At 70.1% G+C, this 18,042-nt stretch carries 20 protein-coding genes; 7 read left to right on the top strand and 13 right to left on the bottom strand.

The features are described from left to right. Positions 1-21 precede the first annotated feature (21 nt). Entirely contained in the window at positions 22-1,239 is a 1,218-nt protein-coding gene (locus LT972_RS08650) for a metal-dependent hydrolase family protein (protein WP_232569505.1), read from the top strand. Here the strand turns inward: LT972_RS08650 and LT972_RS08655 are convergent, their stop codons facing one another. Next, on the bottom strand, positions 1,240-1,542 hold the full coding sequence (locus tag LT972_RS08655) for a hypothetical protein (protein ID WP_232569506.1): 303 nt from the start codon (positions 1,540-1,542) through the stop codon (positions 1,240-1,242). Between the two features lie 100 nt (positions 1,543-1,642). Here LT972_RS08655 and LT972_RS08660 point away from each other — a divergent pair, with 100 nt between their 5' ends. Next, positions 1,643-2,278 carry a cyclase family protein gene (locus tag LT972_RS08660; protein WP_232569508.1) on the top strand — a complete coding sequence of 212 codons (636 nt, stop codon included), beginning with the start codon at positions 1,643-1,645 and terminating at the stop codon, positions 2,276-2,278. 6 nt (positions 2,279-2,284) lie between these two features. On the opposite strand, the gene LT972_RS08665 is transcribed toward LT972_RS08660, so the two are convergent. After that, positions 2,285-2,524 (bottom strand): hypothetical protein, encoded by a 240-nt coding sequence (locus LT972_RS08665; RefSeq protein ID WP_232569510.1) that lies wholly within the window; start codon positions 2,522-2,524, stop codon positions 2,285-2,287. A 347-nt stretch (positions 2,525-2,871) separates the two neighbouring features. Here LT972_RS08665 and LT972_RS08670 point away from each other — a divergent pair, with 347 nt between their 5' ends. Together LT972_RS08670 and LT972_RS08675 are read left to right on the top strand one after the other, a co-directional pair. Beyond that, positions 2,872-3,174, top strand: coding sequence for a hypothetical protein (locus LT972_RS08670; RefSeq protein WP_232569512.1), 303 nt, complete (start codon positions 2,872-2,874; stop codon positions 3,172-3,174). Between the two features lie 49 nt (positions 3,175-3,223). Continuing rightward, positions 3,224-3,658 (top strand): DUF7112 family protein, encoded by a 435-nt coding sequence (locus LT972_RS08675; protein WP_232569513.1) that lies wholly within the window; start codon positions 3,224-3,226, stop codon positions 3,656-3,658. On the opposite strand, the gene LT972_RS08680 is transcribed toward LT972_RS08675, so the two are convergent. Genes LT972_RS08680 through LT972_RS08690 form a run of 3 tightly spaced genes read right to left on the bottom strand, consistent with a single transcriptional unit; the run spans position 3,655 to position 6,706 of the window. Next, entirely contained in the window at positions 3,655-4,188 is a 534-nt protein-coding gene (locus tag LT972_RS08680; RefSeq protein WP_232569515.1) for a DNA-binding transcriptional response regulator, read from the bottom strand. The genes LT972_RS08675 and LT972_RS08680 overlap by 4 nt on opposite strands. Positions 4,189-4,227: 39 nt before the next feature. Continuing rightward, positions 4,228-6,117 carry a sensor histidine kinase gene (locus LT972_RS08685; protein WP_232569517.1) on the bottom strand — a complete coding sequence of 630 codons (1,890 nt, stop codon included), beginning with the start codon at positions 6,115-6,117 and terminating at the stop codon, positions 4,228-4,230. A gap of 4 nt (positions 6,118-6,121) precedes the next feature. Next, positions 6,122-6,706 carry a response regulator gene (locus LT972_RS08690; RefSeq protein ID WP_232569519.1) on the bottom strand — a complete coding sequence of 195 codons (585 nt, stop codon included), beginning with the start codon at positions 6,704-6,706 and terminating at the stop codon, positions 6,122-6,124. Between the two features lie 343 nt (positions 6,707-7,049). Here LT972_RS08690 and LT972_RS08695 point away from each other — a divergent pair, with 343 nt between their 5' ends. Beyond that, entirely contained in the window at positions 7,050-8,024 is a 975-nt protein-coding gene (locus tag LT972_RS08695) for a transcription initiation factor IIB (RefSeq protein ID WP_232569522.1), read from the top strand. A 78-nt stretch (positions 8,025-8,102) separates the two neighbouring features. Here LT972_RS08695 and LT972_RS08700 read toward each other — a convergent pair whose 3' ends face one another. Beyond that, positions 8,103-8,651 carry a DUF1684 domain-containing protein gene (locus tag LT972_RS08700; protein ID WP_232569524.1) on the bottom strand — a complete coding sequence of 183 codons (549 nt, stop codon included), beginning with the start codon at positions 8,649-8,651 and terminating at the stop codon, positions 8,103-8,105. Between the two features lie 87 nt (positions 8,652-8,738). Between LT972_RS08700 and rtcA the strand changes: the two genes are divergently transcribed. Beyond that, complete coding sequence (rtcA, locus tag LT972_RS08705) at positions 8,739-9,740, top strand: RNA 3'-terminal phosphate cyclase (RefSeq protein WP_232569526.1); 1,002 nt, start codon at positions 8,739-8,741, stop codon at positions 9,738-9,740. A 39-nt stretch (positions 9,741-9,779) separates the two neighbouring features. Here the strand turns inward: rtcA and LT972_RS08710 are convergent, their stop codons facing one another. From LT972_RS08710 to LT972_RS08735, 6 genes are all read right to left on the bottom strand, one after another. Further along, positions 9,780-10,229 (bottom strand): NUDIX domain-containing protein, encoded by a 450-nt coding sequence (locus LT972_RS08710; protein WP_232569527.1) that lies wholly within the window; start codon positions 10,227-10,229, stop codon positions 9,780-9,782. Positions 10,230-10,268: 39 nt separating this feature from the next. Continuing rightward, positions 10,269-10,739, bottom strand: coding sequence for a carotenoid biosynthesis protein (locus LT972_RS08715; RefSeq protein WP_232569537.1), 471 nt, complete (start codon positions 10,737-10,739; stop codon positions 10,269-10,271). A 78-nt stretch (positions 10,740-10,817) separates the two neighbouring features. Beyond that, positions 10,818-11,588, bottom strand: coding sequence for an ABC transporter permease (locus LT972_RS08720; protein WP_232569539.1), 771 nt, complete (start codon positions 11,586-11,588; stop codon positions 10,818-10,820). Then, positions 11,585-12,532, bottom strand: coding sequence for an ABC transporter ATP-binding protein (locus LT972_RS08725; RefSeq protein ID WP_232569541.1), 948 nt, complete (start codon positions 12,530-12,532; stop codon positions 11,585-11,587). The genes LT972_RS08720 and LT972_RS08725 overlap by 4 nt, the downstream gene beginning before the upstream one ends. Before the next feature lie 85 nt (positions 12,533-12,617). Continuing rightward, positions 12,618-15,293, bottom strand: coding sequence for a phosphoenolpyruvate carboxylase (locus tag LT972_RS08730; protein ID WP_232569543.1), 2,676 nt, complete (start codon positions 15,291-15,293; stop codon positions 12,618-12,620). 70 nt (positions 15,294-15,363) lie between these two features. Further along, positions 15,364-16,311 (bottom strand): DUF7261 family protein, encoded by a 948-nt coding sequence (locus tag LT972_RS08735; protein WP_232569544.1) that lies wholly within the window; start codon positions 16,309-16,311, stop codon positions 15,364-15,366. A gap of 100 nt (positions 16,312-16,411) precedes the next feature. On the opposite strand from LT972_RS08735, the gene LT972_RS08740 reads away from it, so the two are divergent. Continuing rightward, a complete protein-coding gene (locus tag LT972_RS08740; protein ID WP_232569546.1) occupies positions 16,412-17,320 on the top strand; it encodes a ketopantoate reductase family protein in 909 nt (302 codons plus the stop codon). A 23-nt stretch (positions 17,321-17,343) separates the two neighbouring features. On the opposite strand, the gene LT972_RS08745 is transcribed toward LT972_RS08740, so the two are convergent. Beyond that, positions 17,344-17,955 (bottom strand): DUF6663 family protein, encoded by a 612-nt coding sequence (locus tag LT972_RS08745; protein ID WP_232569548.1) that lies wholly within the window; start codon positions 17,953-17,955, stop codon positions 17,344-17,346. Between the last annotated feature and the right edge of the window lie 87 nt (positions 17,956-18,042).

The raw sequence follows: 18,042 nt of genomic DNA on the forward strand, positions 1-18,042 counted from the left end.
GGGGGCCGCCGACGCTCCGGTATGCGAGTGTTCGACGTGGCCCGGTTGGTCGACGGCCGCCGGGACGACGCGATAGACGACGCGCGCCTCGTCGTAGCGGACGGCGAGGTGGCGGCGGTCGGCCCCCGGGAGAGCGTGGACGCGCCGCCGGACGCCGAGCGCGTGGAGTATCCGGACCGAACCGTCGTGCCGGGGTTCGTGGACGCACACGTTCACGTGCAGGGCGCGCGGTCGATGAACATCGAGGACTGGATGGCGACGCCGGATTCGCTGGCGGCGGCGCGCGCCACCGGGGACTTGCGGTCGCTGGTGGACGCGGGGTTCACGAGCGTGCGCGACCTCGGGAGTTCCATCGGCCTCGGGCTTCGAGAGGCCGTGGCGTCCGGCGAGGTGCCGGGGCCGCGCGTGTTCACGAGCGGGCGCGCAATCTCCCAGACGGCGGGCCACGGCGACATCCACGGCGCGCCCTACGGGTGGGTGGCCGACGGCACGCCGCTGTCGACGCTGGCCGACGGGCCGACGGAGTGCCGGCGGGAGGCCCGCAAGCGAATCCGGGAGGGCGTGGACTGCCTGAAGATAATGACGACCGGCGGCGTGTTGAGTCAGCGGGACACGCCGGACGTGCGCCAGTTCACGGACGAGGAGATTCGCGCGATGACCGAGGAGGCCGACCGCGTCGGCGTCGACGTGGCGGCTCACGCGCAGGGCGCGGCGGGCATCGAGGCGGCGCTCCGGAACGGCGCGACGACCGTCGAGCACGGCTTCTACCTCGACGACGAGTGCATCGAGTTGTTGAAGGAGTGCGGCGGGACGTTCGTGCCGACGCTCGCCATCATGTGGCGCATCACGGAACACGGCGACGAGCACGGCGTGCCGGAGTGGGGCATGGAGAAGGCTCGCGAGGCCCGCGAGGCCCACGTCGACGCCGTGCGAAACGCCTACGAGGAGAACACGCCCATCGCGGCGGGCACCGACTTCATGGGGCCCGAGCTGGTGCCCCACGGCGAGAACGCACTGGAGATGCGGTTGCTCGTCGAGGAAGTGGGAATGTCCGAGATGGAGGCACTCCAGTCCGGGACGCGCATCGCGGCTCGCACGCTCCCCCGCGACGACGTGGGGACGCTGGAGGTCGGCAACCGGGCGGACTTCGCGGTGTTAGAACACGACCCGCTGGCGGACATCTCGGCGGTGGAGCGCGTCCACGAGACGTACCTCGACGGCGAGCGCGCGGACGGCTGATTACTCGTATTTCCGCGTCCGGGCCGCCGTGAGGAGCGCGATGGTGAGGACGAGCGTGGTGTAGCCGGCGACCACGATGGTCGTCGTCCCGTCGCTGGCTTCGAAGGCGGCGAACGCGAACGTCGCGACGGCGAACGCGACGAGCGAGACGCCGAGGACGCGGGCGAGCGCGTCCGGGTCTTCGGCCTCCGCGGGGTCGTAGAGCGGCACGCCGTCCATCGACTCCGCGACGAACAGCGCGCGCCCCGCGGCGAGCAGGCCGACCGCGATGGCCGCGTACGCGACGGCGACGAGGAGTCCCATACGCCGTACTGCGCCACGGTGGGCTTAATCCTTACTGCCTGTCGCCGCCGGACGGGGCGCCGACCCGAGGTTTCACGGGCGCGTCCCGCGAAGCGAGGCCGTGACCGTCGTCGACCTCTCCCACGAACTCGGTTCCGGGCTACCGTACCCCGGCGACCCGCCGGCGTCCGTGACGCCGCACGCGACGATGCAGGCGGACGGCTACCGCGTCGCCGCCATCGCGTGTAGCACGCACTCGGGGACGCATCTGGACGCGCCCGCACACCTCCTCGCGGACGGTGCGACGCTCGGCGACTACGCGCCCGGCGACTTCCAGTTCGACGCGCGGGTCGTGGACTGCACCGACCTCGGCGACAGAGAGCCGATTCCCGCCGACCGCGTGCCGGAGACGGACGCGGACCTCGTGGTGTTCCACACGGGGTTCGACGCGCGCTGGGGCGACGAGTCGTACTTCGACCACCCCTATCTCGCGAGCGCGGCGGCCGAGCGCTGTGCGGCGCAGGGCTGTGCCGTGGGGCTGGACGCGCCGAGCGTCGACCCGACGCCGACCGACCGGGCGCGCGACGGCGAACCCGACGGCTATCCCGCCCACCGCGCGCTCCTCGGCGAGGGGCTGCTGTTGCTGGAGAATCTGACGAACCTCGGCGCGCTCGGGGAGGCGACGAGCGTGCGCGCGCACCCGCTGCCGGTCGACGCGGACGGCGCGCCCGCTCGCGTCGTCGCCGTCACCGACTGACGGCCGTCACTCCGCGTCGGCGTCGGTCGTTCCCTGGTCGCGGATGAATCCGGACTTGAACCCGATCCAGCCGAGGACGCTGATGAACAGAATCGGCGGGAGGATGACGAACCCCCACAGGGGGTTCAGCCCCCACTGGAGCAGGAGTACCACGTCGGCGAGACCGAGCAGGAGAAACGGGAGAATCGCGAGTGCGGCCTGCCGACGGCTCCCGCGGTCCCCCGTGTCCGGTATCGGCGCGTCCATGCGCGTCGCTTCGGGGGCCACCGCAAAAAGCCATCCGCTCTCGCGTGTCGCGCGCGCTCGGTGACCCCGCCGAACCGCGGGTTCGGACCCCGCGAACGGTTCTCGTTCCCCCGCGAACCGGGATTTGGGAACCGTTGGCGTGCGATTTCGCGTATCACTTTTCGTATGCCGACGGCGTTCGCGGACCGTTCTGAGCGCCGACAATTCGTCGCGTTGAGACGAGTGAGCGCGGCGGTCTGTCAGCGCCCCCTGACTGCCGGCCGTTCGTTTCCAGTTTGAAAGAACGGCGACGCGCGGAAGTCAACCCAACCCACTTACGGGAATCTCTCCTGACGGCCGACCAGACAATGAGCCGGTACGACTCCGAATCCGCGGCGGTGACGGAGGGCGACTCGGGACTCAAGAGCGCACTGGAGACGGCGGAACGCGCGATAGGCAGACACGACCTCGAAGCGAAACTCGCGGTGACGGCGGCGGCGCTGTTGGCCGTCGGCTTCGCCACCCGGATGGCGTTCACGAGCCAGGTGGGCGACAACCTGGGCGCGATGGTCGTCTGGTTCACCGTCATCTTCACCGCCGGCACCGCGCTGCTCGGCGGCGGCATCAAGGCGTGGGGCGCGATTCAGCGCTACCGGCACGACCTCCAGTGACGCGCCAGCGACCGCGCGCCTTTTTGCGAGCCGGCCCGCAGGAACCACCATGACCGACCGCGTCACCGACGACGCCCTCGACACCGTCGTCGGCACACTCGCCAGGGCCGGCGGCACCCGTCGCCTCGAACTCCGCCTCCCCGCGGACGCCGCCGAATCCTTCCCCGTCGACGAAGTCGTCCGCGTCGTCCTCGACGGCACCGAACGCCGCGCGCGTCTCTCTTCCACCGGCGACGACCGGCCGGTCGTCCGCGGCGTCTACGACACGCCGCGACTCGCGCGGAATCCCGGCGACGGCGAGAACCGACTGCTCGCGTGGGTCGACGACCGCGACCTCGAAGCCGGACGCTCCGTCCACGTCGACGTCGTCGAACCCGAGTTCAAGTACGGGATTCGCGCGCCGGGCGAGTCGGCGACCTACGACGCGACCGGGACGCCGGACAGCGGTCTCGCAGATATCGCGCGCTCCGTCGAGGAGAACTAGTCGAGTCTCCGGAACACCGCCCGGAAGTCCGCCGCGTCGAGGTCCGCGGCCGCGTCGTCCGCACGCGCCAGCAGTCGGTCGACGGTCGCCTCGGCGTCCGCGCCGTCCCCGCCGGCCGCGAGTCGTTCGCGTCGCTGCTCGCAGGCGGCGTGGAGCGCTCCCACCGCGTCCTCGTACGCCCGCCGCGCGACGAGGCAGTCGACGGTCTCCCGCAGTTCCGCCGCCGACACCGGTTTCGACAGCGAGGCGTCGGCGGGCCGGTCGGCCCCGCCGCCGTCCGGAGCCATCACGACCACGTCGCAGTCGGCGTCGGCCCCGACGTCGGCCACGAACTCCGCGACAGGTGTCGCCGGCAGGTCCGCGTCGAGAACGAGGACCGCGACCTGGCCGGAGAGCGCGTCGCGGACGCCGTCCGGCGTCGCGACGCCCGCCACGTCGTACGCGTCGCTCAGTTGGCGTACGTAGCGCTCGCGGAGTTCTCGGAGGTCGGCGGCGACGAGCACCGTCGAGTCGGCGGGTTCCTCGGCCATCGCTTCCCAGCGGAAGGCGGCGGCGTGCCGCCGTAAGTGTTACTCTACTCGCGTCACGCCGGTGACCTCGAAGCGCGCGCCGCGGGCGTCGTCGTCCCCGGAGTCGGGCGGCACCGCGTCGACGCTCCAGTCGTGGGCCTCCGCGATGTTCTCGACGATGGCGAGCCCGAACCCGGTGCCGTCGTCGGCGGACGTGTACCCGCGCTCGAACACCTCGTCGTGCATCCCCGCGGGGACGCCGGCGCCGTCGTCGGTGACGGCGAACCCGCCGTCGACGCACTCGACGGTCACGGCGACGCCGTCGCCGCCGTGTTCCACGGCGTTCCGGAACAAGTTCTCGAACAGTTCCCGGAGGCGACCGGGGTCGGCGGCGACGCGACAGTCGCCGGTCGTCACGTCCAGTGTCGCGTCGCGGGCGTCGACGGACTCCCAGGAGTCCGACGCGACCTGGGACAGTTCCACGGGTTCGGTTTCGTCGACGTGCTGGCCCTGCCGCGCGAGTTCGAGGACGTCCTCGACGATGTTCTCCATGCGGTCGAGGGCCTCCTCGGCGCGGTCGAGGTGTTCCCCGTCGTCGGTCTGCCGGACGAGGTCGATGCTCCCGCGAGCGACGTTGATGGGGCTGCGGAGGTCGTGGCTGACGACGCTCGCGAACTCGTCTAAGCGCTCGTTCTGTCGTTCGAGTTCTCGCTCGCGCTCCTTCCGCTGCGTGATGTCGCGGATGGACGCGAGCGCCGCGGTTTCGCCCTCGTAGTCGATGCTCGTGACGCTGAACTCGCAGTACCGGACGTCGCCGCTCGGCCGCCAGATGCGGCCGTCGAACGTGCGCTGGCGGCCGACCTCCTCGACGACCTCGTCGTGGATTCGCTTGAGTTTCTCTCGGTCGTCGTTGTGGATGAGGTCCCACGCGTTCGCCGCGAGCAGTTCGTCCTCGTCGCGGCCGAACAGTTCGGCCGCGCGGTTGTTCACGAACTCGTAGCGTCCGTCCCGGAAGATGGCGACGGCGTCGTGGCTCTGCTCGATGAGCGTGCGGTACTTCGCCTCGCTCTCCCGGAGCGCCTCGTCGGAGCGGAGGCGGTGGAGCGTTTCCGCGACGTGCGCCATCAGGAGTTCGGCGAGTTCGGCGTCTCGGTCGGAGAACGCGTCCACGCGCTCGGACGCCGCCTGGAACACGCCGAGGTCGCCGATGGGGACGCTCAACACCGACCGGTAGTCGGGGTTCGTCGGGTCCGCGTCGGCGTACTCGGCGACGTCGTCGACGACGATGCGCTTGTTCTCTTGGAACGTCTCGCCAGCGACGCCCTCGTCGGTGCGGTAGCGCTCGAAGTCCCCGGACTCCATCCCGGTGGAGAGGGCTTTCGGTACGAGGTAGCCGTCCTCGGCGATGTCGATGCCGCAGATGTCGAAGTCGAGGATGTTCTCCGCGGCGTCGATGGCGAGGTGGTAGATGCTCTGTTCGTGGTCGCGGCCGACCATCTGGGCGGCGACGCTGTGGAGTTTCTCGAACTGGCGGCGTTCGGTCTTCAGCGCGGATTCGACGCGGGCGTGTTCGGCCGCGGCGTCCGCCGTCGCGATGCCGTGACCGACGGTTTCGCCGACGCCGAGGAGGAACGCCCGGTCCTCGGCGTCCGGGGGTTCGGCCGCGCCGAAGGCGAGCGTGCCGAGGCGGTCGTCGCCGTCGGCGACCGGGACGAGGACGCGGTAGCCGCCGTCGTCCTCGACGGTCTCGACAGTCTCGGGGCGCGTGTCGGCCGGTTCGTCGGTGGGCGGGCGGCCGGCGAACGCGAGTCGGTCGTCGTCGTAGAGGTAGGCGTAGTCGTAGCAGGCGTCCACCGCGGCGTCACAGACGCGCTCGCGGAGGTCGTCGCCGTCGTCGGCTCGGTCGACGGCCCCGGTGATTGCGCGGAGGAGAGTGCCGTGTGCGGTCATTCGGTCAGTCGCTGCCGGTGTTTTCACCGGGTAGGTCGCGGAACGCGACGCGGAAGTCGTCGTGGCCGAACTCGGTCACGGTGTCGTTGATGCGGCTCCGCAGTTCGTGGATTCGTTCGACCAGTTCCTCGTAGGCGTCGCCGAGTTCCACGTCGCCGTCTTCGGCTTCGGCTTCGAGGAGCGCGCGCTTGGACATCAGCGAGTAGAGTTCCTGGAGGCGCTGGTCGTACGCGGAGCGGTCGACGAGCGTGTCGACGACGTCGTGGAGGTCGTCCTGGTCGACCGGCTTGATGAGGTACTCGTCGAAGCCCAGTTCGACGACGTCCGTGTTCGGTCGGACGCCGGTGACCATCGCGACCCGGCAGTCGTACTCCGCGCGCCGGATGCGGTCGAGGACTTCTTCGCCGGAGAGGCCGGGCATGCGCCGGTCGAGCAGGACGACGTCGACGGTTTCGTCGAGCGTGTTCAGTGCGACTTCGCCGGTCGTCGCGGTGTCGACTTCGTGTTCCGTGGCGAGCCACGCCGCGTACACGTCTGTGAGTGCTTCGTCGTCGTCGACCACGAGTACGTGAGCCGCTTCGTCGGTCATAGAGTGGGGGAATCTGGCATATCTGGTCTGTAGGCGAAGTTAAAGCTTTCTCCCCGTTCGCCCGCCGAGCCGATTGCGTCGGGCGCGAAACGACGCGACGGCGGACAGATGCCACCAAAACCATTATATTCTTTTCGGTGGCCCGAGGTTACCTGCCGGTAATCGTTAGGAGAGCCAAAAAGACCATTATTCGCCACTATTTCGCGTTCTCTCGGCGTTTCAAGGTGTGCTAATACACCACAAAACCGCGAAAGGTTTAAGTATTTGTCGCCGTTACTCTACATCACGACGAGTCGGGTGGCCCAGCGCGTGCTGACCCTCTCCACCCGACACAAATCCCATAATGAGCGACACAAAACTTCGCACCTACAGCGGCGAGCAGCAGCAGACGGAGACGAATCGAGAGACGGAGTCGAACGCCGAGACCCACACCTGTCCCGAGTGTGGCGGGCGCGTCGTCAACGACGAGGAGCACGGCGAGTCCGTCTGTACCGAGTGTGGCCTCGTGGTCGAGGAGGACGGCATCGACCGCGGGCCCGAGTGGCGCGCCTTCGACTCCAAGGAGAAAGACCAGAAGTCCCGCGTCGGCGCCCCGACCACGAACATGATGCACGACAAGGGGCTCTCGACGAACATCGGCTGGCAGAACAAGGACGCCTACGGCAACAGCCTCTCGTCCAATCAGCGCCAGAAGATGCAGCGCCTGCGCAAGTGGAACGAGCGCTTCCGCACGCGCAACAGCAAGGAGCGCAACCTCAAGCAGGCCCTCGGCGAAATCGAACGCATGGCCTCCGCGCTCGGCCTCCCGAAGGAGGTACGCGAGACGGCCTCGGTCATCTACCGCCGCGCGCTCGACGAGGACCTGCTGCCCGGCCGCTCCATCGAGGGCGTCGCGACCAGCGCCCTCTACGCGTCGGCCCGCCAGATGCAGACGCCGCGCTCCATCGACGAGGTGGCGAACGTCAGCCGCATCGACGAGATGGAGTTCAAGCGCACGTACCGCTACATCGTGCGCGAACTCGGTCTGGAAGTCGCGCCCGCCGACCCCGCGAGTTACGTGCCCCGGTTCGCGTCCGAACTCGACCTCCCGGACGAGGTCGAGCGACGCGCCCGCGAACTCCTCAGTAACGCACAGGAGGCCGGCGTCACCAGCGGGAAGTCCCCGGTCGGCCTCGCCGCCGCGGCCATCTACGCGTCCAGCCTCCTCACCAACCACAAGGTGACCCAGAGCGAGGTCAGCGACGTGACCGACGTGAGCGAGGTCACCATCCGGAACCGCTACCAGGAACTCCTCGAAGCGACCGAGGTCGCCGCGTAACCCCGACATTTTCGGCGTGTTTTGCGGGCGCGCGAGAACGAACAGTAGCGACGCTGGTGTCGCGCCCTGAGACGCCCGTCAGTAGTCGCGCTCGCCGGCGCGCACCGCGACCGGGAGGTCGTTGGCGTCGGTGGGGAGCGCACACGAGAAGTTGTCGCTGTACGCGCAGAACGGATTGTACGCGAGGTTGAAATCGAGGGCTATCTCGTCGCCGGTGTCGGCGTCCGGCGCGGCGACGTCGAGGTAGCGCCCGCGGCCGTACGTCTCGGCGCCGTTCGTCGTGTCCGTGAACGGGACGAACAGCGAGTCCTCGCCCTCGACGCGGTAGGCGTCGAGCGTGTGGTGGTCGCCGTCCATGTCGAACCCGAGGACGGCGACGCGCTCGTACTTCGCTGGCGGCCCCTGCGTGGTTTCGAGGTCGACCTCCTGCGGGGAGTCGACTTCGCTGAAGCGCGCGACCACGCGGAACTCGGGGTCCAACTCGAAGTAGTCGAGGCCGTCGAAGTCCTCGCGTTCGCCCTCGGGAATCGGGGACTGCGGGTGGTCGGCGAGGAACGCGTCTTTCTCGGTTCGGTGTTCGAGGACGCGCTCGCGCCACGCGGCCTCGTCGAAGTCGTCGCCGGGCATGGTCGCGTCTGTGGCCGGGAGCGACCTAACTGTGACGCTACGGCGGGGGGACGAATGCCTTTTCCCCTCGCCGGTTCTGGTACGAGTATGAACCTTCTGGACGGAAGTGCTGGCGGGGGCCAACTCGTCCGCACGGCGCTCACGCTGTCGGCCGTCACGGGCGAACCGTTCCGCATGCGCCACGTTCGGCGCGCTCGCGCGAACCCGGGCTTGCAGGCACAACACTGCGCGGCCATCGAGGCCGTCGCTGCGGCCTGCAACGCGGAGACGGACGGCGTCGAGGTCGGCTCGGAGTCGTTCACCTTCGAACCCGGCGAGACCGGCGAGGAACCCGACGAGTTCGGCGGACAGGTCTCCGTCGAAGTGGGCACCGCGGGGAGCGTCCCGCTGGTGTTCGACGCGCTCCTCCCGCTCGCGGTCGTGCTCGACGAACCGTTCACGGCGCACCTGGAGGGCGGCACCGACGCGAAGTGGGCGCCGCCGTTCGACTACTTCCGGCACGTCAAACTCCCGATGCTGACCGAGAACGGGCTGGACGCCGACGCGACGCTGAAGCGCCGCGGGTTCTACCCGCGCGGCGGCGGGAAGGCGACGCTGACGGTGCGACCGTCCTCGCTGGACCCGGTGGAGTTCACCGAACGGGGCGCCCGCGAGTCGCTGACGGCGTACTCGGTCGCCGAGGAGTCGATGGCCGGCGACGACGTGGCCGAGCGGCAGGTGGAGGCCGCGCCCGCGGACGCCGACGTGAACACGGAGTACGCCGAGGCCGACTGTTCGGGGTCGGCGCTCGTGCTCGCGGCCGAGTACGAACACGCGAACGCCGGGTTCGCGGTGCTCGGCGAGATGGGGAAGGAGGCCGAGACGGTCGGTGAGGAGGCCACCGAGGCCTTCGAGGCGTTCGAGGACGGCGACGCCGCGGTCGACAGCCACCTCGCGGACCAACTGGTGCCGTTCCTCGCGCTCGCGGGCGGCGAGGTGCGCGTGCCCGAGGTCACGACCCACGTGGAGACGTGCATCGACCTGGTGACGGAGTTCGGCTACGACGTGACCGTCGAGGACGAGGGCGACACCGTCCTGCTGTCGGCCTGACCGCGGTTCCACGCTCCAGTCGTTCGTTCTGGAAGTTCGCTATCGCTCTAGTCCGGGGTGTAGGCCGTCTGCGTCGTCGGCGTCGAGGAACAGTTCCGTCGTCGGGTGGAGCGGCGCCGGCGGGTCGTCGATAGGGAACCAGTCGAGTCGGTCGCGTTTTTCGGGTTCCCTGTCGATGGCTGGGTCGCCGTCCGCGGGCCCGGCGAGGCCGACGACGGTCCACGCCGTGCCCGAGCCGTAGTGGCTGTCGTGGTCGAACAGCGCGACGACGCGCTCCGGGTGGAAGTCGAGGCCGGTCTCCTCGCGGACCTCGCGTTTCGCGGCCTCGACGGTGGACTCGCCGGCGGTCTTCCCGCCAGCGAGCAGTCCCCAGAGGCGTCCGTCTTCCTCGTCGGCGGTGCGTCGCTCGAACAGCACTTCGCCGTCGCGTTCGACGGCGGCGACGACGCCGACGCGAACGTCGCGGCCTTCGCTGACTGGGGAGGGCATCGTTCGGGGATTTCCGAGCGCCCCCGTATCGGTTTCGGTCTACAGGAACAGCGAGCCGAACCCGGCGGTCGTCGCGCTGATGGCGACCCAGCCGGCGTAGTTCCACCACGGCACCTCTGCGAACCGCGGGCCGGGCAGGTCGTCGGTGTACGTCCACCGGCCGTCGGCGACGCCCTGCGGGTCGGTGAGCACGTCGAAGCCGGTGGCGAGCGCGGCGGCGAGCGCGACGGCCGGCCACCCCGACGCGACGAGGAGCGCGAGCCGGAACGCGACGTAGATGGTGCCGGTCCAGCCGAGCAGGACGTAGAGGGGCACACCCAGTACTTTCCGGCCGGCGTGGTGTTCGAGCCACCCTAGGTTGATGACGACGGCTTCGGCGACGAACGCGACGAGCGCGCCGCCGCCGAAGAACGCGACGGTGGCCTCGACGGGCCACGTGAGCGCGGCGTGCGCGAGCGCGAGGACGCCGACGGCGGCCGTCGTCGCGACGAACTGCGTGTTCTCGTCCATGGCGGGGCGTGCTCCCGGCGGCGGCAAAAGTCGGTCGGTGGGGTGTAAGCGGTGGCGGGGAGACGGTCGGCGAGCGAATCAGTCGGTGAGGCCGTAGCCGCGCCGGAACAGCCACACGTCGAGGGCGAGCACGGCGACGGTCAGGCCCGAGAGGACGGCGAGCGCCACGTCCGGGCGGATGTCGGAGACGCCGATGACGCCGTACCGGACGCCGTTGACCATGTACACCATGGGGTTCAGGAGGCTGAGGTCGCGGGGAATCCCGGAGAGCGCGTCGAGGCTGTAGAACACGCCGCCGAAGAAGACGAGCGGCCGGAGGATGAACTGATTGAGGACCGTGAGGTGGTCGAAGTCCTCGGCGACGAGGCCGCCGACGACGCCGAACGCGGCGAACAGCGTGGTGATGACGCCGAGGAACGCGACGGCGTAGAAGGGGTTGGCGAGCGAGCGGACGGGCGTGAAGACGGCGCCGACGGCGGCGATGAGGATGCCGATGAGGACGCCGCGGAGCGCCGACGACGCGACGTACGCGACCACCATCTCCCAGTACGCGAGCGGGCTCGTGAGCGCCTCGTGGATGTACTCGTTCCACCGGCCGTGGAAGATGGAGAAGGAGGCGTTCTCGAAGGCGTTGGCGATGGCTCCCAGCACGACGAGGCCGGGGAGGATGAACTGGATGTAGGGGACGCCGCCGACGGTGTCGATGCGCTCGCCGAGGATGACGCCGAACACGCTGAAGTAGAGGACGTTCGTGACGAGCGGCGGGAGGAACGTGTTGTACGGTCGGCGCACGAACCGCAGAATCTCGCGCTCGGTGAGCGACTTCAGCCCGCGGGAGACGACGCTCACGCCACCACCTCCTGTTCGTCGTCGCTGTCCTCGGTGCGCGTCATGTTCACGAACACCTCTTCGAGGCTGGTCCGCGAGATGTCCACGTCGACGACGCGGTGGCCGGCGTCCTCCAGTCGCCGGACGGCGACCGGGACGGCTTCGCTCCCGCTGGCGGCGCGCAGGGTGACGGTGTCGCCGTCCAGCGTCACGTCGTCGATTTCGCCCCCGGCGATGTCGGGGATGGCGGTGGCGGGCGCGGCGAGCGTGAGGGTGACGGTGTCGGTGCCGCGCTCGGTGAGTTCGTCGGGCGTGGCGACCGTGACCTTCCGCCCGGAGTCGACGATGGCGACCTCGTCACAGAGGCGCTCGGCCTCCTCGATGTAGTGGGTCGTGAGGAGGACGGTGGTGCCGTCGTCGTTGAGGCCGCGGATGACCTCCCAGAGGTCGTGGCGGAGTTCCACGTCGACGCCCGCCGTGGGTTCGTCCAGAATCAGGAGGTCGGGGTCGGTGACCATCGCGCGAGCGAGCATGAATCGTCGTTTCATCCCGCCGGAGAGCCAGTCGAAGCGCGTCTCGGCCTTCCCGTCGAGGCCGACGGTTTCGAGGGCGTCGCGGGCGCGTCGCTCGGCCTGGGCCTCGGGGACGCCGTGGTAGCCGGCCTTGTGCAGGAGGACCTCCCGAATCGGGAAGAAGCGGTCGACGTTGAACTCCTGTGGCGCGAGGCCGATGGCGTCTCGCGCCTGCTGGTAGTCGTCTTCCACGTCGTGTCCGAACACCTCGGCGGTCCCGCCGGTCTTGCGCGCGAGGCCGACGAGCGTGTTGATGAACGTCGTCTTCCCCGCGCCGTTCGGCCCGAGCAACCCGAAAAACGAGCCCTCGGGCACGGTGAGCGAGAGGCCGTCGAGCGCCCGGACGTCCCCGTACTCCTTCACGAGGTCGTCGGTGCGTATCGCTGGCGGCATTTGACGCGAGGAAGGCGACTGCCGGGGTTAAGACTGCTGGAACCGGAGGCGGCCGCGGTGACTCGAACGCTCGTTTCGCCGTCGTTCAGCCCGTGTCCTGCATCCCCGCCGCGACCCCCATCACGGAGAGCCGGAGCGCGCGCTCGTCCTCGGGCGACCGGTCGTCGCGCCCGAGCAGTGCGACCTGCAGGGCGTTCAGGGGGTCGACGTAGGGGTTGCGGCGGTCGAGGCTCTCGCGGAGCCACGGGCGGTCCACGAGGTCCTCTCTGCCGGTCACGTCGAGGACGTGCTCGACGGCGCGGTCGTACTCGCCCTCGATTCGGGGGAAGAACCGCTCGCGGAGGTCGTCGGGCGCGAGGCCGGCGTACTCGGCGGCAACGTCCATCTCGCTGCGGGCGAGCGAGAGCGCGGCGGCGTCGACGGTCGTCCGGAAGAATGGCCACTCCTCGTACATCTCCCGGAGGAGGTCGGGGTCGCCGTCGAACGCGTCGAGGCCGGCGCCGAGACCGTACCAGCCGGGGAGGATACACCGGGTCTGCGTCCACGAGAACACCCACGGAATCGCGCGCAGGTCCTCGACGGCGCGCTCGTCCGACCGGGACGCCGGGCGAGAGCCGAGGTTCAGGTTCTCCACCACCTCGATGGGCGTCGCGGCCTCGAAGTAGGAGACGAAGCCGTCGGTGTCGAGCAGGTCGCGGTAGGCGTCGCGGGCGGCGCCGGCCATCGTCTCCATCGCCGCCACCCACGCCTCCGGGACGGCGGGGTCGGCCTCGGTTGCGGCGGTCCAGCGCGCCCGGAGTTGGGCGTTCAGCATCTGTTCGAGTTCGCGCTCGGCGACCCGGCGGTTGCCGTACGTCTCCGCGATGGATTCGCCCTGCTGGGTGAACTTCACCTCGCCCGTCACCGTCTCCTTCGGGAGCGCAAGCAGCGCCTCGTTCATCGGGCCGCCGCCCCGTGAGATGGAGCCACCCCGACCGTGGAAGAAGCGCACGTCCACGCCGAAGTCCTCGCAGATGGCGGCGAGGCGGCGCTGCGCGCGGTCGAGTTCCCAGTTCGCCGCGAGGAAGCCGTTCTCCTTGTTCGAGTCCGAGTAGCCGAGCATCACCTCCTGGCTCCCGTCGCGGGCGTCCAGCAGGGCGCCGTAGGCGTCGTTCTCGAACAGCGTGCCGAGAATGTCGCGGGCGTTCGAGAGCGCCGACTTCGTCTCCAGCAGGGGCACCACGTCGAGGCCCGAGTGGTCGGGGAGCGAGACGACGCCGGCTTGCGACGCGAGGAAGACGACTTCGAGAACGTGGCTCGGGCGCTCGGTCATGCTGATGCAGTACGCGTCGATGGCGTCGGCGCCGTACTCGGCCTGCCAGTCCGCGAGCGCGTCGAACCGTTCGAGGACGCGCACCGTCTCGTCGTCCAGGCCCTCGGCGTCCGTCAAATCCACCACCGGCTCGTCCTGCAGCGTCGCCTCGGTGAGGAACTCCACGCGCTCGTCCTCGCTCATCCCGGCGTAGTCGATACCCTCGCGTTCGAGCGCCGCCGAGACGGCCGCCGTGTGCTTCTCGCGGTGGTCCCGCAGGTCGAGGGCGGCGAGGTGGAGACCGAACGTCTCCACGCGGCGCACGAAGGGGTCGGCGTGGACGCTCGCGAGGTCGTCGAGGCCGGCCTCGCGGAGCGCGTCGGCGAGCGCTCGGGCGTCCGCGAACAGGTCGACCGCGTCATCGTAGCCGCCGGGGCGCACGTCGTCGATGCGGCGAACGCGCTCGCGCATCGTCGCGACTTTCCGGCGGAACGGCTCGTCCGGGTAGCGCTCCGCGGCGTCCGCGGCGACCGTCGGCACCGCGTCGCGGTCGGCGGCGAGCGAGGCGTCGAGCGTCCCGCTTTCGACGCGGTCCCCGTCCATCGAGAGCGCCGCGAGCAGGTCCCCGAGGTCGTCCGCGTAGCGCTCGCAGACGAGGCGGCGCTGGCGTTCGAGCACGCGCTCGGTGGTCTCGGTGGTGACGTAGGGGTTGCCGTCGCGGTCCGACCCCGCCCACGACCGGAACGCGAGCAGTTGTGGCACCGCGGGCGGGTCGTCGTAGGCGTCCGCGAGCGCGGTTTCGAGCGCGTCGTACACCTCGGGCACCACGTCGAAGACGGCGTTCGCGAGGTACCACTGCACGTCCCGCGCCTCGTCGAACGGCGTGGGCTGGCGCTCGCGGACGTGCCGCGTGGTCCAGAGGCTCTCGACGTTCGCGTCGAGGCGACGCCACAGACGTCGACGCTCGGCGTCCGTGAGCCGTCGCTCGTCGAGGTCGGCGAGCAGGTCGCTCACGCGATTGAGCGTCGCCTTCACGGTCTTCCGCCGGGCCTCGGTCGGGTGCGCGGTGAACGTCGGGACGACGCGCACGTCGGCCAGCACCTCGGCCACATCGTCGGCGGTCGCCCCGTCCTCGGCGAGCGATTCGACGGCGGCGACGAGGCTGTCCTCGACGGTGCCCTCGGAGCGCCGGAGCGCCCGGACGCGTTCGCGTTCCTCCGCGAGGTTCACGAGTTCGAAGTAGTCGGTGAACGCTCGCGCGAAGTCCGCGCGGGCGGCGGGCGACGCCGATTCGACGGTCTCGCGGAGCGCCTGGCGCCCCGCGTTACCGCCCTCGCGGCGCTCGATGGCGGTGGTCCGCGCAGCCTCCACGGACTCGTAGGCGTCGGGCGCGTGCGCCCGAACGACGTCGCCGAGCGCCGCGCCGACTTCGCGCACGTCCTCGCGGACGTCCCTGGCGTGCAATTCCATACCACGGTATTCGGGGCGGAGGTGTTTCAACATCCGGAACGCCGCGAAAATTTACCAATCCACGAGTAAACTACTCTGCCGGGCCGCCGGCGCCGACGCCGTCCTCGGGTTCGACGGCGAGCGTCGTCCCGTACGTGAGCGTCGACTGGCGCACCGTCACGTCCACGACGGCCCGGTAGACGGCGGGCGTCGTGGTCGGATAGTCGCCCGTTCCGGGGTCGTCGTAGGAGTCCGGCATGTCCGCGAGCAGGTCGCCGCGCGGGCGGTCCACGACGAGGACGTACTCGCCCTCCGCATTATCGCCGTCGTCCACGGACATGTCGTAGGGGCCGTCGACCCCTTCGGCGAACGTCCAGTTCGCGATTTCGGCGCCGTCGAGCGTTCCCTCGGTCACGTCGAGTGTGACGGTGTCGGACGGAGCGGTCGCGGCCGCCACCTGCGTGCCGTTCTTGAACGCCGACACCGCGGTGCCGCCGCTCCCGTCCTCGATTACCTCGAAGCGCCACGACGCGGTACCGGACACCGACTCGACGTGGAACACCATCGGCGACGACGTGCTCCGGGGCGTGACGACCATCTCGAAGCGCCGCGTCTCGGTGATGTCCTCCGCCACGGTCCAGTCCGGCGTGCCCAGGTGGTTGGTCACGGCGCGCGTCGGGTCGTCCTGGAGGATTCGCGTGCCGTTGTCGAGGCGGACGATTTCGGTGTCGGTCACGCGCCCGTCCGCCGCGGCCAGTCGGGTGGCGTTCTCGTCCCAGACGGCGACGCCGTCGCGGACGGCGCCGCGGACGGTGGCATAGTCCGAGGCGTCGTACCGGTTGGCTTGCACGACGATACCGCCGACGCCGGCGTCGACGGCGTTCTCGAAGCCGATGGCGTCGTCGGTGCGGTCGTGGTTCCGAGTGGCGAGGTTCTCGGTGAACACGACGGCGTTCAGGACGAGCGCGAGCGCGACGAACGCGACGGCGAGCACGAGCGCCGCGACGAGCAGGAGTTGGCCGCGCCGGTCCCGAGGCATGTGTTCGGGCGAGGCGGCCGCGGCACAAAAGGGTTACCGCGCGAGTGCCGGGACCGCCGCCTCCCGGTCACTTTTTCCCGCTTGCCGCGAATCCCGGGGTATGCGCGTGGTGGTACTGGGCGCGGGGTCGCTCGGGTCGCTGGTCGGCGGCCTGCTCGCGACGACCGGCGCCGGCGTGACGCTGCTCGGTCGCGAGAACGAACATCTCGACGGGGTGGCCAGCGACGGCCTCCAGGTAGTGAATCCTGACGGCACGACCGAGACGGTGAGCGTCGGCACCGCGACCGACTCCGAAGTAGCGGCGGAGGCGGACGCCGTCGTGGTCTGCGTGAAGAGTTACGACACCGAAGACGCGCTCGCCGGGGTCGCCGACCACCTCGGAGACGCGGACGTGGTGACGCTCCAGAACGGCCTGGGGAACGCCGCGACGATAGCCGAGCACGTGCCCGCTGAGCGCGTCGTCGTCGGCACGACGACCCACGGCGCCGTGTTGGAGGGGCCGGGGCGCGTCAGGCACGCGGGCACCGGCGACACCACAATCGGCCGGTACGCGGGCGGGAACGACGAGCGCGTCCGCGAGTTCGCGGCGCTGCTATCGCGGGCGGGAGTCGAGACGACAGTCACCGACGACCCGGCGAGGGCGGTGTGGACGAAGGTGCTCGTGAACGCCGGCATCAACGCGGCGACGGCGCTGGCTCGCGTGCCGAACGGCGCGCTCGTGGAGTCCGAGGCGGGCGAGCGCGTCCTCCGGCGGGCCGTCGAGGAGGGCGTCGCGGTGGCGCGCGCCGAAGGCGTGACGGTGCCCGAGGACGTTGTCGAACAGACCCGCGAGGTGGCGCGGGAGACGGCGTCGAATCGCTCCTCGATGCGGCAGGACGTCGAGCGCGGGAGTCGGACGGAAATCGAGGCGCTGAACGGCGAACTGGCGCGGCGCGCGAGCGAACACGGCGTCGACGCGCGGGTGAACGAGACGCTCGCCGATTTGGTGCGTCTCGCAGAATCCGAGTAGCCCGCCTGGCAGGTGGTGAGCAGTCAGTCCTCGGCGGGTCGCGGGCAGTCGTACGTGTCCCGAACCGTGTCCGCGAGCACCGAATTCTTGTGGAGGACGAGGTAGACGATTACGAAGTCGTGTTCGAGGGGGCGGAGGACGAACGCCTCGTGAGCGCAGTCGTCCTCCTGGTCGAGGCGGTCGAGCAGCGGTTCGAGGGGGAGCGCGCCGGTGCGAATCTCCTCGAAGACGTCGCGCTCGCCGGTCTGTTCGGCGAACGCGTAGACGGCGCCGTTGGGTTCGCCGTCGGTGCTGAACGTCGGGCGGCCGTGGACGCCGAGTCCCTGCTGGTGGGCCTCCTCCATCGTCTCCAGTGCCGCCTCGAAGAGGCCGGTGGCGCCGTTCTTGAACGTCAACAGCGTGCGCTTTTCGACCTCGCAGTCGGCGAACCGGGCGTCGCCGTCCGCCCACGAAAGCGTGGCGTCCACGAGGTAGCCGGGGCGAAGCGAGTCCACGGCGTCCGCGAGGTCGCCGTCGTAGCCGTCGGCGGCCACGCGGACGGGTTCGTGGTCGGCGCGGTCCAACAGCAGGAGGTCGTCGGCGCGCTCGGGCGCGGCGCCGAGGACGCGGAACCGCCCCTCTGTGGTCGTCTCCATGCGTCGAAGTTGGCGCGGGACGTGAAAAGGCCGTCCGTCCGCGCTCGCGTAGTGGCCGTGCCTCAGACAGCCAGCGTGGGAACGTCG

Origin of the sequence: Halobacterium litoreum, from assembly GCF_021233415.1 — an archaeon.
GTDB classification, from domain to species: Archaea; Halobacteriota; Halobacteria; order Halobacteriales; family Halobacteriaceae; genus Halobacterium; species Halobacterium litoreum.